Raw genomic sequence first — 13,512 nt, 5'->3', positions numbered from 1 at the left:
GATATTCGCATTCTCAATTTTTAACGCTTTGATATGGATATTTACAATGAGATCGCAGAACTATTATGCCATTACGCCCCTCGCGCTGGTATTTGCAGGCTTTCTGACGCCCGACGCCTTTGCTGACGAGGTTGAACGCGATACCGAAACTATGGTGGTACACAGCACGGCTGAAGAAGCACTCAAGCAGCAGCCGGGGGTATCTGTCATCACCGCTGAAGATATTGCCCGGGATCCCCCGGTTAACGACCTGTCGGAAATCATTCGTAAAATGCCCGGCGTCAATTTAACCGGCAACAGCGCCAGCGGCAGCCGGGGCAACAACCGGCAGATCGATATTCGCGGAATGGGGCCGGAGAACACCCTCATCCTGATCGATGGCGTACCGGTCACCTCCCGTAACTCGGTACGCTACAGCTGGCGCGGCGAACGTGATACCCGCGGGGATAGCAACTGGGTGCCACCGGAGATGGTCGAACGCATTGAAGTTCTGCGCGGCCCGGCAGCAGCCCGCTACGGATCCGGTGCCGCCGGCGGCGTGGTCAATATCATTACCAAACGCCCCACCAACGACTGGCATGGCTCGCTATCGTTTTATACCAACCAGCCGGAAAACAACAAAGAGGGGGCGACGAATCGCGCCAACTTTAGCCTCAACGGACCGCTGGCCGGCGATGCGCTGACCATGCGGCTGTACGGTAACATCAATAAAACGGATGCCGACGCCTGGGACATCAACCATGCGCAAAATGGTTCGTACGCCGCCGGTCGCGAAGGGGTGCGCAACAAGGACATCAACGCCCTGCTGTCATGGAAACTGACGCCGCAGCAGATTGTCGATTTTAACTACGCCTATAGCCGCCAGGGCAATATTTACGCCGGTGATACCCAATACAGTAACGGCAACCTCAGCCCCGATGGCCTGGTCAGCGAGCTGTATGGCCATGAAACCAACCGTCTGTATCGCCAGTCCTGGGGGCTGACCTATAACGGAATCTGGGACTGGGGCCAGTCCAAAGCCGGAGTCTATTACGAGAAAACCAATAACACTCGTCTGCAGGAAGGTTCTACCGGGCGCGTAGAAGGGATGATCAACAGCGATGAGTACGCCACCAGCCGCCTTGAATCCTGGCGTTCGACCGGCGAGCTGAATCTCCCCTTCCACTGGCTGGCCGACCAGACCCTGACCCTCGGGATGGAGTGGAACCGCGATGAACTCAACGACCCCGCCTCCATGCAGGCAACCAACGTCAGCGGCGAGACCATCCCGGGCACCTCAGGCGAGGCCTCCCAGCGCAGCACCACCAACAGCGCGACCCTCACCGGCCTCTACCTGGAAGATAATATTGAGGCGATGCCGGGCACCAATATCATCCCCGGACTGCGTTTTGACTATCACAATGAATTTGGCAGTAACTGGAGCCCGAGCCTGAACCTGGCGCAGGAGCTGGGCGAGATGTTCAAAGTCAAAGCCGGCATTGCACGTGTCTTCAAGGCCCCAAACCTGTACCAGTCCAGCGAAGGCTATCTGCTGTCGACCCGCGGCAACGGCTGCCCGAACACCATCAGCAACGGCAGCTGCTACCTGCTCGGCAACCCGGACCTCGATCCGGAAATCAGCATCAATAAAGAGCTCGGCCTTGAATTTAACCTCAACGGCTATAACGCGGGGGTAACGTGGTTCCGTAACGATTATAAAAACAAAATCGTCTCCGGTACCGATGTGCTGGGCTATACCTCGAGCGGCAACAATATTCTGCAATGGCAAAACGGCGGCAAAGCGGTCGTCGAAGGGCTGGAAGGCACCCTGCTCATCCCGATTGTGGCCGACACGCTGGACTGGCGAACCAATGCGACCTATATGATCAAATCGGAGAACAAAGATACCGGTAATCCGCTGTCGGTGATCCCGAAATATACGATTAACACCATGCTGGACTGGCAGGTCAACAGCAAACTTTCGGCCAACGTCAACTGGACGATGTACGGCCGCCAGAAACCGCGTCAGTATGCGGAGATCCGCAACGAGACCGGCACGCTCGCCACGAATGAAGTCGGTGCCTATTCCGTTGTCGGTATCGGTGCGAACTACCAGCTGTTGAAAGATCTTCGCCTGAATGCCGGCATCAGTAACCTGTTCGATAAGCAAATTTATCGCGAAAACGCGGGCGCTTCGACCTATAACGAACCCGGTCGCGCCTATTACGCCGGCGTCACCCTCTCCTTCTGAATACCCACGCCCGCAGCCGCGGGCGTATTCCCCTGTTTTCTCCCTGCCATTTTCATAGTAGCATCGCGCTGATCTTCTTTGACCAGCACAGAGTACAGAATGACAACAACAGATCTCACCCCGAAGGGCGAAATGGTTTTACGCACCCTGGCTATGCCAGCGGACACGAACGCCAATGGCGATATTTTTGGCGGCTGGTTGATGTCGCAGATGGATATCGGCGGCGCGATTATGGCCAAAGAGATTGCGCAGGGTCGCGTGGTGACCGTGCGCGTTGACGGAATGACCTTTTTACGGCCGGTGGCCGTGGGTGACGTGGTGTGCTGCTACGCACGCTGCGTGAAACGCGGCAACACCTCTATCACCATCAACATCGAAGTGTGGGTGAAGAAAGTGTCGTCTGAGCCGATTGGCCAACGTTATAAAGCCACGGAAGCCCTGTTTATCTACGTGGCGGTCGACAATCAGGGTAAGCCGCGCGCGATACCTGGCGAATAAAAAGTGCCCGGCGTGCCGGGCCATTTTTTACAAAAATCCGAGCAGCGAGAAGAACACATAGCCAAGAACAATCATGACAACCGGCAGGATATACAGCGGGAAGTACTGCACCAGAATCGTATGGCGAGGTACCACGATACGCGCCGCAATTTGCTCACGGCTGAGCCCTTCTGGCCCCTTCGCCTGTTCAAGAATCAGCTGATCTTCAACTCCTTCACGCAGGAACCTGGCCTGACGGCTCATGCGCGCGCCTGACGCCTGCAGCGCCATGCCGACAAACACCAGGATATAGATAATCCAGAAGCCAATATTCAGGCTGTGTTTAAAATCCGGCAGCGGCGAGTTGTACCAGAAAAAGTTGAGGAACGGCGTATTGAAACGCATCATTTCAATCATGACGTGCGCAAAATCCATCAGTACCGCATCAATGCCCGGTTTTTTTTCGCTGTGTTCGTACATAAACTTCAGTACCGAAATTAGCGTTGAAATCACCGCGGGTATAAAAATAACCCACCCTAAAATACGTTTAAGTACTGCAATGCGTCCAGCTTGTTGATACGTCATGGATTCCCCTTGTTTAAGACGCCTTAATCACCGTCTAAGTCTACCCTCAGCGGCGAATTTCGCCCAATAATGCGCGGTATGATATACCATGAGGACCAATTCGTTATCTACTTGCGCTACAGGAGAAGGACTTATGTCAGCCAGGCGACAAATTCATGCCGCTATTTTCGATATGGATGGATTACTGATTGATTCCGAGCCGCTATGGGATCAGGCGGAGCTGGAGGTCATTGAAAGCCTCGGGGTCGATATCAGCCGCCGCGATGAGCTGCCCGATACGCTGGGACTGCGCATCGATTTAGTGGTGGATCTGTGGTTTGCCCAGCAGCCATGGAAAGGCGCGGATCGCGCTGAAGTCACCGCACGGATTATCAACCGCGCGATTGAGCTGGTTGAAGCCTCCCGCCCTCTGTTACCCGGCGTACGAGAAGCCGTCGCCTTGTGTAAGGCACAAGGGTTGAAAGTGGGCCTGGCATCGGCCTCGCCGCTGCGAATGCTGGAAAAGGTCCTCACCATGTTCGAGCTGCGCGAGCAGTTTGACGCCCTTGCCTCCGCAGAATCACTGCCGTACAGCAAGCCCCATCCTCAGGTCTATCTCAACTGCGCCGCCAGTCTGGGCGTGGACCCGATGGCCTGCGTCGCGCTGGAGGATTCGGTCAACGGAATGATCGCCAGTAAGGCAGCCCGCATGCGCTCTATCGTCGTTCCGGCCGAGGAAAATCGCCACGATCCGCGTTTTGTGCTGGCAGACGTGAAGCTTACGACGCTGGAGTCACTCAGCGCCAGCGAGCTCTGCGGCCTGCTTTCCGACCAGCGATCGGCGCACAGCGGTTGAATCATCACAAAAATAAAACGATGTTTCATTTTTAATTGTTTTTCCGCTCAGCACCCTCTATGCTTGAAAAAACGGCGTTATTAAACGCATAAATCAGCAGACAGAGGTGCATATGGTACTTAACACCTTCGACCTGACGGGTAAGGTCGCCATCGTGACGGGATGTGACACCGGGTTGGGCCAGGGAATGACCCTGGCCCTTGCCCAGGCCGGCTGCGATATCGTCGGCGTCAATCGCAAGATCCCACATGAAACGGCCGAACAGGTCCTGGCGCTCGGGCGTCGATTCACCGCCATTCAGGCTGACCTCAGCCGCCAGGATGCTATCGCCGACATCGTCGCGCAAGCCGTCTCCGCCATGGGCCGGGTGGACATTCTGGTTAATAATGCCGGTACAATACGCCGCGCCGATGCGCTCACCTTTAGCGAAAAAGAGTGGGACGACGTCATCAATCTCAACCTCAAGTCGGTGTTCTTTTTATCGCAGGCGGTCGCCAGGCAGTTTATTCAGCAGGGCAGCGGCGGAAAGATCATTAACATCGCCTCCATGCTCTCGTTTCAGGGCGGGATTCGCGTCCCCTCGTATACGGCCTCAAAAAGCGGCGTGCTCGGTTTAACCCGCCTGATGGCCAACGAATGGGCCGGGCAGAATATCAACGTCAATGCCATCGCCCCCGGGTATATGGCCACCGATAATACCCGGCAGTTACGCGATGATGCCGATCGCAGTAAAGAGATCCTCGACCGTATCCCGGCCGGGCGCTGGGGCGTCCCGGATGATTTACAGGGCCCGGTGGTGTTCCTGGCGTCGTCGGCTGCGAATTACATCAATGGATATACGCTGGCGGTTGATGGCGGCTGGCTGGCACGTTAATAGTTTTGTGACAAAGAGTTACACCGTCACCTCTTTCACACACTGTATAAAAACCCTATACTGTATGAATTGACAGTTTAGGGTTTTTATCATGACGGCGGAAGGTCATCTCTTCTTTTCTATCGCCTGTGCGGTATTTGCGAAAAATGCGGAATTAACCCCCGTACTGGCACAGGGTGACTGGTGGCATATTGTTCCCTCAGCGGTACTGACCTGCCTGCTGCCGGATATCGACCATCCGAAGTCCTTTCTCGGGCAGCGGCTAAGCTGGATATCGAAGCCCGTCGCCCGCGCCTTTGGCCACCGCGGGTTCACCCATAGCCTGCTGGCGGTTTTTGGCGCTATCACGCTGTTTTATCTGAAAGTGCCGGAAAGCTGGTTCGTGCCCGCCGATGCCGTGCAGGGGCTGGTACTGGGCTATCTCAGCCATATTCTTGCCGATATGCTCACCCCGGCGGGGGTACCGCTGCTGTGGCCCTGCCGCTGGCGCTTCCGCCTGCCGATCCTCGCGCCGCGTAAAGGCAACCAGCTGGAGCGGGCGCTGTGTATGGCGCTGTTCGTTTATGCCGTATGGATGCCACAAACTTTCGCAGAGAACAGCGCCGTGCGCTGGTCTTCGGGGATGATTAATTCACTGCAGATCACCTTTAATCGTTTTATTAGTCACCAGACCGGACGATAAACAGGCAAAAGAATCAAAATAGTTATAAACCATTCCATTTGAATATAAGTAATGAATTCCTCTTCTGCTAACCTTGCGCCATTAGAGCTGGTAACAGACCAGCCGGATAAAAACCTATCAGGAGAACGGGGATGAATTTTCCATTAGTAGCGAACGTTATCGTGTTCGCGGTTTTGCTGTTTGCGCTGGGGCAAACCCGCCACAAACAGTGGAGCCTCGCCAAAAAAGTACTGCTCGGCCTCGTCATTGGCGTCGTGTTCGGCCTGGCGCTGCAGTTGATTTATGGTTCCGACAGCCAGGTGCTGAAAGACTCCATTCAATGGTTCAATATCGTCGGTAATGGCTATGTCCAGCTACTGCAGATGATCGTCATGCCGCTGGTTTTCGCTTCTATTCTCAGCGCCGTTGCTCGCCTGCATAATGCCTCACAGCTGGGAAAAATCAGTTTCCTGAGCATCGGTACCCTGCTGTTCACCACGCTGATTGCAGCGCTGGTCGGCGTGCTGGTGACCAACCTGTTCGGCCTGACGGCCGAAGGTCTGGTGCAGGGCAGCGCGGAAACCGCGCGTCTGAATGCGATTCAGAGCAACTATGTCGGTAAAGTCGCCGACCTGAGCGTACCGCAGCTGATCCTCTCTTTTGTACCGAAGAACCCGTTTGCCGACCTGACCGGTGCGAACCCGACCTCGATCATCAGCATCGTTATCTTCTCCGCCTTCCTCGGCGTCGCGGCGCTGAAGCTGCTGAAAGATGACGTTGAAAAGGGCCAGCGCGTCCTGACCGCCATCGACACTCTGCAGAGCTGGGTGATGAAGCTGGTACGTCTGGTCATGCAGTTAACGCCGTACGGCGTGCTGGCGCTGATGACCAAAGTGGTGGCCGGTTCCAATCTGCAGGACATCATCAAGCTCGGCAGCTTCGTGATTGCCTCCTACCTTGGCCTGGGCATTATGTTTGTGGTTCACGGTCTGCTGCTGGCCATTAACGGCGTGAGCCCGCTGAAATACTTCCGCAAGGTGTGGCCGGTACTGACCTTCGCCTTCACCAGCCGCTCCAGCGCCGCATCGATTCCGCTGAATGTCGAAGCGCAAACCCGCCGTCTGGGCGTACCGGAATCCATCGCCAGCTTCTCAGCCTCCTTTGGCGCGACTATCGGTCAAAACGGTTGTGCAGGTCTCTACCCGGCGATGCTGGCCGTCATGGTTGCCCCGACCGTCGGTATCAACCCGTTTGATCCGCTGTGGATCGCCACGCTGGTCGGCATCGTCACCGTAAGCTCCGCTGGGGTTGCGGGGGTCGGCGGCGGCGCAACGTTCGCAGCGCTGATCGTCCTGCCGGCCATGGGCCTGCCGGTGACGCTGGTAGCGCTGCTTATTTCCGTCGAACCGCTGATCGACATGGGCCGTACGGCATTGAACGTGAACGGCTCAATGACCGCCGGTACTCTGACCAGCCAATGGCTGCGCCAGACCGACAAAACGATTCTCGACAGCGAAGAAGACGCCGAGCTGGCGCATCGCTAAGCTAACGGGCACAAAAAAACCGCAGATAGCTATCTGCGGTTTTTTTTTATTTCTCTCTACCCTTTCATGAGGTAATTTCGCCTTCCTGGCGCATCTGCATGGCCCAGCGCTGCGCCGCTTCCGGGACGCTAAACGCTGGCGAACGGCGGAAATGTTCACCCATCAGCACAAAGGCGACATACTTGCCGCGCAACAGCCACACATCGCGAAAACCGTCCATTTTGACGGCGTGTTCCGGAGGGGCGGGTTCCACCCGAGGCACGTAGCTAATGACAGGGCGGTTTTGTTGGCGAAGTGTTTTCATAACCAATAGATTCACTAAACAAAGCGGGAAACAGAAACGGCTATCATAGCCGATTGCCCTGCCTTTCGTCGCCCCTTACGTGTGTTCTGCCGCCGGGCGATAGTTTTCACGCCTCCAGCCGGCTCATCTGGTGAGATGTTCTATAGTTAGAAGGGTTTTGGTAGCGCAACGACCATTTTTCAGTAATGAAAACAGGAGACGAGCAATGTCTGATAAGAACCATAAACCACAAAACCACAAAGCGCCTCACGACGCCAGCGAAGCACAGCCCGGTCTGGACGCTCTGGCTCCGGATGATCAATCATGGCGCCCGACGCCGCATCCCACGGCGCCTGGGGAAGAACCCAGCGCACCGGGAAGCCTCAAAGCGCCCGATATCCACAGCAGCAAACTTGACGCGCTGGCGCAGCAGCGCAAAGACAGCGAAAACGTCCCCCTGACCACCAATCAGGGGGTACGTATTGCCGACGATCAGAATTCGCTCCGCGCGGGGAACCGGGGACCCACGCTGCTGGAAGACTTTATTCTGCGTGAAAAAATTACTCACTTTGACCATGAGCGGATCCCGGAGCGCATCGTCCATGCGCGCGGATCGGCGGCGCACGGCTATTTTCAGCCCTACCGCAACCTGAGCGACGTCACGAAAGCCGATTTTCTCTGCGATCCCGCGAGGAAAACGCCGGTATTCGTACGCTTTTCTACCGTCCAGGGCGGCGCCGGCTCGGCCGATACGGTGCGCGATATTCGCGGCTTCGCCACCAAATTTTATACCGATGAAGGCATTTTTGACCTCGTCGGGAACAACACGCCGATCTTCTTCATCCAGGATGCGCTGAAATTCCCCGATTTCGTTCATGCCGTGAAGCCTGAACCGCACTGGGCTATCCCGCAGGGACAAAGCGCCCATGACACCTTCTGGGATTACGTCTCGCTGCAGCCGGAAACGTTACATAACGTGATGTGGGCGATGTCCGACCGCGGCATACCGCGCAGCTATCGCACTATGGAAGGATTTGGTATTCACACCTTCCGCCTGATCAATGCCGACGGTAAGGCCACCTTTGTCCGTTTTCACTGGAAACCGCTGGCCGGTAAAGCCTCTTTGCTCTGGGATGAGTCGCAAAAGCTGACCGGTCGGGATCCGGATTTCCATCGCCGCGATCTGTGGGAAGCGATAGAAGCCGGCGATTATCCGGAGTATGAGCTGGGTCTGCAGCTGATCCCGGAAGAGAATGAACAGGCGTTTGACTTCGATCTGCTGGATCCCACCAAGCTGATCCCCGAGGCGCTGGTTCCGGTACAGAGGGTCGGGAAAATGGTGCTTAACCGCAATCCGGATAACTTCTTCGCCGAAAACGAACAGGCGGCGTTCCACCCAGGCCATATCGTACCGGGGATAGATTTCAGCAACGACCCGTTACTGCAGGGCCGCCTTTTCTCGTATACCGATACGCAGATTAGCCGTCTGGGCGGGCCTAACTTCCATGAAATCCCGATTAACAAACCCACCTGCCCGTATCACAACTTCCAGCGTGACGGCATGCACCGGATGGATATTGATACCAACCCCGCCAACTACGAGCCAAACTCGATCAATGATAACTGGCCGCGCGAAACGCCACCGGCCCCTAAGCGCGGCGGTTTTGAGTCGTACGCCGAGCGCGTCGACGGTGAGAAAATTCGCCAGCGTAGCCCCTCGTTCGCCGAGTATTACGCCCACCCGCTGTTGTTCTGGCGCAGCCAGACGCCGGTTGAGCAGCAGCATATTATTGATGCCTTTAGCTTTGAGTTAAGCAAAGTGGTCCGGGTATGGATCCGCGAACGGGTGGTTGACCAGCTGGCGCACATCGATATCCCGCTGGCGCAGGCCGTTGGCAAAAATTTAGGCATCACGCTCAGCGACGAGCAGTGCAAGATCACGCCGCCGCCGGACGTTAACGGGGTGAAAAAGGATCCCAGCCTGAGCCTGTATGCTATCCCCGGCGGGGAGATCAAGGGCCGCGTCGTCGCCGTGTTGCTCAACGATCGCCCGGTAGCGCAGGATGTGCTGACCCTGCTGCAATCCCTGAAGGCGAAAGGGGTTCATGCCCGACTGCTTTATTCACGGATGGGGGAAGTGATTGCCGATGACGGCACGCGGCTGCCCATCGCCGGGACCTTTAGCGGTTCGCCGTCGCTGACGGTCGATGCGGTCATCGTCCCGGGCGGCGACTTGTCCCTTCTCAGCAACAGCGGGGAGCTGCATTACTACCTGCTGGAGGCCTATAAGCATTTAAAACCGATCGTGCTGGCGGGCGACGGACGCCAGTTTAAGGCCCTGCTGCAGGTCGCCAGTCAGGGGGAGGAAGGCGTTGTCGAGGCAGACGTCATTGACGCTCCGGCGATGGATACGCTGTTCACGCTGATGGCGGCGCATCGGGTGTGGTCGCGCGCCGGTAAAACGGCGACTATTCCGGCCTGACAGAAAAGGACCGCGCGGGATCCCGCTCGCCGGATGTCCGGTGAACGGGCGCAATCAGGGGAAGCCGGGCGCTTCCCCTCCACCCGCGTTAAACGTCGCGGTAGGTCCCTAAACGGTACCCGCGTTCGGCAACCGCATACTTGAGTGAGGCCGAGGTCAGCACCTCCAGCTCTGCCAGCCGCGGGTAGCAATAGGCGCTGCCCATGATGGTGTTATCAACAAACGCCGGGTGGCACATTACTTCCAGAGACGATTCGCCCCGCTGGATAGAGGCATCCAGGGTTTGTAAAAACAGCGCCTCCGAGATGGCCTCGCCGTAGAACTCACTGGCAAAACCGTCGCTGCTGCGCGCAGCATCCTGCGCCAGTTTGTCACGCTGAGCGAGCTGACGGTCAATACGCAGTGCCACCCCCTTCTCGCGCGCAAATGCGGCAACAATGGGATAAATCCGGGCGATCATATGCACATGGTGATGGCTGTCGATATGCGTCGGCTCGCAGCCAAACAGCTCGATAAACCGACGATACTGACACTCCAGCTCATGCGCGATTTCATCCAGCGGCAGGCTATCCTCTTCCGCCATTTGCCAAATCCACTTCCCCAGGCGCCCCTCGCGGGTCAGCCCCGGCATCGCCGACAAGGGTTCCCCCAGAGTCAGGACAAAATGCATCCCGACCCCCAGCTCCGGCACGCAGCGGCTCAGCTGGGCCGCGTGGCTAATCGCCGCCCCGTTAACCAGCGCCGTTGTTGAGGTGACCAGGCCATTTTTACAGGCTTCAATAATGCCGTAGTTCTGACCTTTGCTCAGGCCAAAATCGTCGGCATTAACGATTAACACGCGTTCCATCAGCTCTCCCGTTACGCTTTCAGTTTCTCGATTGTCGCGGCAAAGTTGGGCAGCCACTTTTCGTGCGCGAGGATCATTTCGCGTGCCAGCTGCTCAGCATCGCGGTCAGAGTGAATCAGCGGGCTCAAATTGAGCGCCAGCAACACATCGTCCAGCTCACCGCTCATCGCCGCCTGGCTGGCCGCCACTTCGAAGCCTTTGATGGTATAAATCAGCCCCAGCACTTTCTCATCGAAATGGGTGATGCGCGGTGTCGGCGTTGCCCCTTCGCGCCCCAACGTACAGGTCATTTCCACCGCCCAGTCCGCCGGAATATTATCAATATGGCCATGATGCGGAATGTTAACGTAGTGCTCGGCCTGCTTGTCATTGTAGATGGCGTTAATCACCTCGCAGGCCGCATCGGAATAATAGGCGCCGCCGCGCAGCTCCAGCTCTTTCGGCTTCACATTCAGATCCGGATTTTTGTACAGCTCAAACAGCTGTTTTTCCACCTTCTGCACCACCTGGGCGCGCGCGCCGCCTTTGTAATACTCGCCCATTTCGATGGCCAGCATCTCTTTAGGTTTAAAGTAGTAGAGCAGATAGGAGCACGGAATCAGGCGCAGCGAGCGGATCAGCCCTTCGCTGAACGGTAAATCGAAGATATTTTTCACCGAGTTGGCGCTCAGGGTACCGGAGGCAACGCCATCGAGCAGTTCGTCGAAGCGCGATTTGCCATTCACCAGCACATCGCGAACGAACACCAGGTGATTGAGACCAAACAGGTCGATATGCAGTTCATCTTCCGGGGTCAGCTGCAACACATCGGTGATAAACATTTTCATGCCGATCGGAATATTACACACGCCGATAAAGCGCTTAAAGTTGGTGTGGCGATACACCGCCTCGGTAACCATCCCCGCCGGGTTGGTAAAGTTGATGATCCAGGCATCCGGGCAGATCTCCTGTACATCCTTCACGATATCAAAAATAACCGGAATGGTACGCAGACCTTTAAACAGACCGCCGGCGCCGTTAGTCTCCTGACCGAGATAGCCGTGACTGAGCGGAATACGTTCATCTTTTTCACGCGCCTTCAGCTGGCCAACCCGCAGCTGCGTGGTGACGAAATGAGCCCCTTCCAGCGCGGCGCGGCGATCCAGCGTTTTGTAGACTTTCATCGGCACGCCCGCTTTTTCCACCATACGCTGGCACAGCGCATGGATAATATCGAGTTTCTCCTGCCCTTCTTCTACATCAACCAGCCACAATTCTGTTACCGGCAGTTCGTGATAACGTTTGATAAACCCTTCCAGTAATTCCGGGGTATAGCTGCTGCCGCCGCCGATAGTGACAATTTTTAATTTCTGGCTCATTATATTCTCCCTTGGGGCACTACGAATTGTACGTAGCCCACCCTCCGCCTGGAGACGGAAAGTTAAATTGAATATGTCCTGGCGCGGAACACTCCGCTCCGGTTAATTAATGCTGGTCAGTTGTTTTCGGTAATTGCTTGGCGTAAACGAAGTCAGCTTCTTGAATGTTTTAATAAACAGACTTGGGCTACTGTACCCCGATTCGTAAGCAATATCGGTTACCGAGTAGTTGGTGATTTCCAGCTGTTTCTTGGCGAAATTGATGCGAATATCATTAATAATCTGCATCGGCGTTTTACCATAATAGCGTTGGGTTGCCCGGGTTAAATATTCCTGCGTTTTCCCGGAGAGCGCGACCATATTTTCCAGCGCGCCTTCGCCAAACTTCAGCTTATCGTGCATATCTTCGACGGTATTTTTCAGCCATTGCGGAATGACATCCTGCACCGGCTCCTCGCGATAATGCCGTAAACGGTTAATGGTATAAAACGAGACCAGCTCAATAAATTCGTCAAACTCAGTTTCGCGAAAGTTCAGCGAAGCGATAACCGACTCGATGTAGCTGAGAAAGGTACTTTTTACCGCGTAGACCTGCGAAGCAACCAGACCAAACGGCAGCAGCGGCAGATAGTGTTTCTCAAAGAAACTTTTGCTGATGCCGACGTTAAGGATGCGAGTCGCGCCAAAAGCATAAAAACTCTGGTGGTGCGACCCCATCGGGATAAAGACAAAGTCCCCGCGCTCCAGCAACACCCGTTTGCCATTGATTTCCTGATAATAGCGCCCGGTTAAAACGATGGTGTACTCGTAATAATCATGCTGGTGAAGCCCGCTTACGCTCTCCGTTTTGTTGTAGATAACCACATGAAAATTTTTCCCGTTGAAAAGCTGTTGTTCCCGTGCGGTACTGATTTCGGTGGTTATCATCTTTGGCTGCCTCATCGTGTTGATGGCCTATTGTACCTTCTCATGCAGCTCAATCAATTCGGCAACCAGCTCACGCGCCAGCATTGAGGTCATCAGATGATCCTGCGCATGAACCAGTACCAGACTGACCTTCATTTTGCCTTCGCCTTCATCGCTTTCAATGAGCTGTGTTTGCACGCGATGCGCTTCGCTGAGCGCCATTCGCGACTGCTCCATCATGTTTTTAGCGGCGGCGAAATCTCCCTGCTTGGCCTGCTTAAGGGCAGCATATGCCAGGCTACGGGCCTGTCCGGAGTTGATAATCAGCCCCATCACCACCTCTTCGAGGTCATTCTCAGGTGCGTCAACCGCTTCGATATTGTCCAGATCAAACATAGTATTTCCTCATTTCTCAGGCGGTACGGGAAAG

General features: G+C 55.7%; 13 protein-coding genes. 7 read left to right on the top strand and 6 right to left on the bottom strand.

Features of this window, described 5'->3' with window-relative positions:
- Positions 1-46: 46 nt before the first annotated feature.
- Positions 47-2,230 (top strand): TonB-dependent siderophore receptor, encoded by a 2,184-nt coding sequence (locus tag MC50_RS19085; protein WP_032688145.1) that lies wholly within the window; start codon positions 47-49, stop codon positions 2,228-2,230.
- A gap of 99 nt (positions 2,231-2,329) precedes the next feature.
- Complete coding sequence (yciA, locus tag MC50_RS19080; RefSeq protein WP_004860955.1) at positions 2,330-2,728, top strand: acyl-CoA thioester hydrolase YciA; 399 nt, start codon at positions 2,330-2,332, stop codon at positions 2,726-2,728.
- Positions 2,729-2,755: 27 nt separating this feature from the next.
- Here yciA and MC50_RS19075 read toward each other — a convergent pair whose 3' ends face one another.
- A complete protein-coding gene (locus MC50_RS19075) occupies positions 2,756-3,292 on the bottom strand; it encodes a YniB family protein (protein ID WP_032688147.1) in 537 nt (178 codons plus the stop codon).
- A 133-nt stretch (positions 3,293-3,425) separates the two neighbouring features.
- On the opposite strand from MC50_RS19075, the gene hxpB reads away from it, so the two are divergent.
- From hxpB to MC50_RS19055, 4 genes are all read left to right on the top strand, one after another.
- A complete protein-coding gene (gene hxpB / locus MC50_RS19070) occupies positions 3,426-4,127 on the top strand; it encodes a hexitol phosphatase HxpB (protein ID WP_047664722.1) in 702 nt (233 codons plus the stop codon).
- A gap of 112 nt (positions 4,128-4,239) precedes the next feature.
- Positions 4,240-5,001 (top strand): 2-dehydro-3-deoxy-D-gluconate 5-dehydrogenase KduD, encoded by a 762-nt coding sequence (gene kduD, locus MC50_RS19065; protein WP_032688149.1) that lies wholly within the window; start codon positions 4,240-4,242, stop codon positions 4,999-5,001.
- 91 nt (positions 5,002-5,092) lie between these two features.
- Entirely contained in the window at positions 5,093-5,683 is a 591-nt protein-coding gene (locus MC50_RS19060; protein WP_004860944.1) for a metal-dependent hydrolase, read from the top strand.
- A 131-nt stretch (positions 5,684-5,814) separates the two neighbouring features.
- On the top strand, positions 5,815-7,206 hold the full coding sequence (locus MC50_RS19055; protein WP_032688150.1) for an L-cystine transporter: 1,392 nt from the start codon (positions 5,815-5,817) through the stop codon (positions 7,204-7,206).
- Between the two features lie 64 nt (positions 7,207-7,270).
- Here the strand turns inward: MC50_RS19055 and cedA are convergent, their stop codons facing one another.
- A complete protein-coding gene (cedA, locus tag MC50_RS19050) occupies positions 7,271-7,510 on the bottom strand; it encodes a cell division activator CedA (RefSeq protein WP_004860939.1) in 240 nt (79 codons plus the stop codon).
- A 205-nt stretch (positions 7,511-7,715) separates the two neighbouring features.
- On the opposite strand from cedA, the gene katE reads away from it, so the two are divergent.
- Positions 7,716-9,971 (top strand): catalase HPII, encoded by a 2,256-nt coding sequence (gene katE, locus MC50_RS19045; RefSeq protein ID WP_047664720.1) that lies wholly within the window; start codon positions 7,716-7,718, stop codon positions 9,969-9,971.
- Between the two features lie 88 nt (positions 9,972-10,059).
- On the opposite strand, the gene chbG is transcribed toward katE, so the two are convergent.
- The 4 genes from chbG to chbA all read right to left on the bottom strand — a co-directional run bounded on the left by chbG (position 10,060) and on the right by chbA (position 13,478).
- On the bottom strand, positions 10,060-10,818 hold the full coding sequence (chbG, locus tag MC50_RS19040; protein ID WP_032688153.1) for a chitin disaccharide deacetylase: 759 nt from the start codon (positions 10,816-10,818) through the stop codon (positions 10,060-10,062).
- An 11-nt stretch (positions 10,819-10,829) separates the two neighbouring features.
- Positions 10,830-12,176 carry a 6-phospho-beta-glucosidase gene (locus MC50_RS19035; protein ID WP_032695855.1) on the bottom strand — a complete coding sequence of 449 codons (1,347 nt, stop codon included), beginning with the start codon at positions 12,174-12,176 and terminating at the stop codon, positions 10,830-10,832.
- A 102-nt stretch (positions 12,177-12,278) separates the two neighbouring features.
- On the bottom strand, positions 12,279-13,103 hold the full coding sequence (gene chbR, locus MC50_RS19030) for a transcriptional regulator ChbR (RefSeq protein ID WP_004860924.1): 825 nt from the start codon (positions 13,101-13,103) through the stop codon (positions 12,279-12,281).
- A gap of 27 nt (positions 13,104-13,130) precedes the next feature.
- Positions 13,131-13,478 carry a PTS N,N'-diacetylchitobiose transporter subunit IIA gene (chbA, locus tag MC50_RS19025; protein ID WP_004860922.1) on the bottom strand — a complete coding sequence of 116 codons (348 nt, stop codon included), beginning with the start codon at positions 13,476-13,478 and terminating at the stop codon, positions 13,131-13,133.
- Positions 13,479-13,512 lie beyond the last annotated feature (34 nt).

This window comes from Klebsiella planticola (genome assembly GCF_000783935.2).
GTDB lineage: Bacteria > Pseudomonadota > Gammaproteobacteria > Enterobacterales > Enterobacteriaceae > Klebsiella > Klebsiella planticola.
This window is presented reverse-complemented; position numbering and strand designations above follow the sequence as displayed.